Source organism: Vibrio sp. 10N.261.55.A10, assembly GCF_041470825.1.
GTDB classification, from domain to species: Bacteria; Pseudomonadota; Gammaproteobacteria; order Enterobacterales; family Vibrionaceae; genus Vibrio; species Vibrio crassostreae_C.
The window spans coordinates 1-623 of record NZ_JBFRNC010000101.1; the positions used below are offsets into that span (position 1 = coordinate 1).

Annotated in this window: 1 protein-coding gene; it reads left to right on the forward strand. The window is 46.5% G+C overall.

The window, feature by feature from the left end:
• On the forward strand, positions 1 to 623 hold a 623-nt coding region (locus AB4274_RS21735; protein ID WP_372113211.1), incomplete at both ends, for an aminotransferase class I/II-fold pyridoxal phosphate-dependent enzyme.

The window sequence follows — 623 nt, forward strand, 5'->3', positions numbered from 1 at the left end:
TTCGGTGGTATCCCTGATGGTGTTGGCATCGTTGAGCGTTTCGACACGTTCGCAAGCCAATATGCAGCAGACAAAGGCGTTGACTTCCTACGTCGTGCACTAAGCTACGCAAAAGACCGTCTAGGTATCGAAAAACAAGCGTTCCTAAACGAGCTAGTACTGGCTTACCTTGCGTGTAACTACCCAGTACCACCACGTATGCTAGTGAACATCGAGAAAGTGGTTAAACAATACATCGCAGAAGAGATGTACGGCCCAATGCCAATGACGACTAACTTTGACTTGTTCGCAACAGAAGGCGGCACAGCGTCAATGACGTACACGTTCGCAACCATGTTCAACAATGGTCTATTGAAAAAAGGTGACAAAGTTGCGCTAATCACGCCAATCTTTACCCCTTACCTAGAAATCCCAGAGCTAGCAGAGTATGAGCTGGAAATCGTTGAGCTACGCCTTGATGAGACCACTTGGCAGCTACCAATGTCTGAAATCGAGAAACTGGCAGATACAGACATCAAACTGCTTTGCGTCGTTAACCCTGCTAATCCAGCATCAGTGAAATTCTCTGACGAGACTCTAGAGAACCTAACAAACTTTGTGAATGAGCAACGCAGTGACCTATT